The following is a 2,601-nucleotide window of genomic DNA, read 5'->3' on the forward strand; positions in this document are numbered from 1 at the left end:
GCTCGTCGCCAACCGCCGCGCTCGACCCGCGCGCGCGCGTTGTTCAGTTTCCTGTTCCCTACCCCTCTGCGCCGGCGACTATTGCAAACCGCCCTGCCGTGGCTCAGCCGACGATTAGACCTGTTGCCGACTATCTTTTTTGAAACCGGCCCAGCTCTCGGCGAATGGGCGCGATCGTAGTGCCCGTTTCCGCACCACGCCGGCCACCCCGCGCCATCCCCAATAATGCCCGATCACCTGCGTCTCGCCGCGCTGCAACGCCCGCCGCAGATCGGCGGCGCTCGTCCCGGCAAACAGTGTGCGCCCGTAGCCGATCATCGCCAGATCGTGGGCGTCACTACCGCCGATTTGGGTCAACCCCAGCGATTGCGCTTTCTGCGCTGCGCGCCGGTTGTTGGCCGGATTCCACAGGCTGGCGTTGAACACTTCGAGGCCGTCAAGCAGATGCCAATCGAGATCGGTGCGTTCGGGGCCGAGCAGATGCCGCCGCCCTACCGATGCGACCAGCGCGCCGAAAGGATGGGCCGCAAACGCTAGCCCGCCCTGCTCATGCACGAACCTGACCGTTGTAGCCAGATCGATCCCGGCAGGAATCGGTTTCTCGATGAACAGTGCCAACACGTGCCCGATCGCAGTCGAGATTTCACATCCTACGATCACGTCTATCCCATACCGCGGCGCTAACCGGCGCGCTGCGAACGCCCCTTCGAGCGTGTTGTGGTCGGTAATCGCAATCACGCGCAAATCAGTTTCTTCCGCTACATACGACAACACCGCCTCAGGAGAGGCGGCGCCGTCGCTGGCAGTGGTATGGATGTGCAGGTCGGCGGCGTTGTAGTGCGAAATCACGGGTTACACTCCTTCCCCCATGCTATCTATCCTGTGGCGAGTGTAACCCGGTTTGATGAAGCTGGCATCACGGCAAGGTCAAGCCAAGATGAAGAACAAGTAAAGCGTTAGGTTTGATCACACTGTCGTGCATACAGAGCATAGTAGTGCTCACTGCGGGCAATTTACCTCCCCGGCAACAAGGTGTACTCGGCCACTGCTCGCCGTTCGCTGCGGTTGCCGAAGGCGCTAATCGCATAGCGGCCCGCCGGGTCTTGCTCGCTCAGGTAGAGTTCGGCGGCAAAACTGCCATCGCCGGTTGCCGTCACATCACCCAGCCATTCGGTCGAGTAATCGGGTAAGGTGGCCCAGACCGTGACCACTTCACCGGGTAGAAAGCCGCTGCCCTGCAAGCTCACCGCACTGCGTTGCTGGCTGCTGCCCGGCCCGACGGTAAGTGTAGCCGTGCCGTGGGGGCGCAGTGTATCGCCAGCCACGACCTCGAAATCGGCAATACCGTTGCCGCCGCTCTGCAAGCCGCGCACTGTCAGCGCGTAGCGCCCGACCGGGATGCCGTTGCTGACGATGGCGAGGCCGATCCGGCCTTGCCGGTCGGCGGTTTGCGTTCCTAGATCGGCGACGGCGTTGTTCGGGTAGCGCAACCAGAGCGCCACCTGTTCACCCGGCTGGTAGCCGCTGCCGCTGAAGGCGAACGTTGCGCCTTGCGCTTGGGTAGGCTTATCAACCGTTAACTGCACCCCAGCCGTCACACCGGGGGCCGGCGCCATCTCAACCTCAAGGCTGGCATACGCTTCCCGTCCGCTCTGCCAGCCGCGCGCCGTGTAGGTGTAGCGACCGGTGGGGGTGAAGGTCGCGCCGAGGAAGTCAAACAGGTAAGGGTGGTTAAAGCGACCTTGCACGTCGATCGTCACCACCGCCACGCCATAGACGGTATAGTCAGGGTAGGTAATCCAGATGCTGGCCGTCTCGCCGGGCAAAAAGCCACTGCCGCTGAGGGTGACGGTCGTATTCTGGTGCGCCACGGCGGGCGAAACGGTTAAACTGGCAGTTTGCGCGCCGGCTGGCCAGCTCCAGATCGCAATGATCAGCGCCAGCGCGCCGGCAAAGACGAGCGTGAAGGGAGTGAGCAACGAGCGGTTGATCATCGGCATACGCGCCTCCGTGGTGACGAACAATCAACGTTTCCACGCTTACGAACGATGATCGCGCTGGTTGCTTGCCAACCGGTAGATTACGGGAAGCTGACGGGATTGGGAGGATAACAATAGCCGCAAAGGGTGCAAAGGCGCAGAGAACGCAGAGGGCGCAAAGAGTTTGGGCATGTTGATCATCCTCTGCGTCGCCTGCGGTAAAACAAGCCCTTACTCCCAGTCCCTCTCCCACTGGCGCGGGAGAGGGGCGCTACTGCATTCCGCGCCAGCGATGCCTTCCCTGCCATCCAGCGGCTCCCCCTCTCCTAACGTGCGGTGAGCGAGGGGACTGGGTGGTGAGGGTAACTCTCCCCTCCCCCAGCGGAGGAGGGGCGGGGGTGGGCCAGCAACTCGCGCCGCAGGTTGCGCACTCTTTGCGCCACCCTTCAGATCTGGTTCACTGTTCTGCCTTCCCGGAGCCGGCTCGTGCCGCTGGAGCGAGAGATTGCTTCGGTCAGGCGCCACCCAGCGCGGTTGGGTGCTGCCGCTCCCTCGCAATGACAACGAAAGTGGTGACACTTGCCCCAAAACCTCTCCGCGCCCTTAGCGTCCTTCGCGTCTT

The 2,601-nt window shown here is 62.7% G+C and carries 2 protein-coding genes; both read right to left on the reverse strand.

Annotation, left to right across the window (positions count from 1 at the left end; translation table 11 throughout):
- Positions 1 to 114 precede the first annotated feature (114 nt).
- Positions 115 to 849 carry a PHP domain-containing protein gene (locus U9R81_RS04385; protein WP_322494302.1) on the reverse strand — a complete coding sequence of 245 codons (735 nt, stop codon included), beginning with the start codon at positions 847 to 849 and terminating at the stop codon, positions 115 to 117.
- 164 nt (positions 850 to 1,013) lie between these two features.
- Positions 1,014 to 2,000 carry a hypothetical protein gene (locus U9R81_RS04390; protein ID WP_322494303.1) on the reverse strand — a complete coding sequence of 329 codons (987 nt, stop codon included), beginning with the start codon at positions 1,998 to 2,000 and terminating at the stop codon, positions 1,014 to 1,016.
- Positions 2,001 to 2,601: the final 601 nt, after the last annotated feature.

The sequence above is a fragment of the Chloroflexus sp. genome (assembly GCF_034435895.1).
GTDB lineage: Bacteria > Chloroflexota > Chloroflexia > Chloroflexales > Chloroflexaceae > Chloroflexus.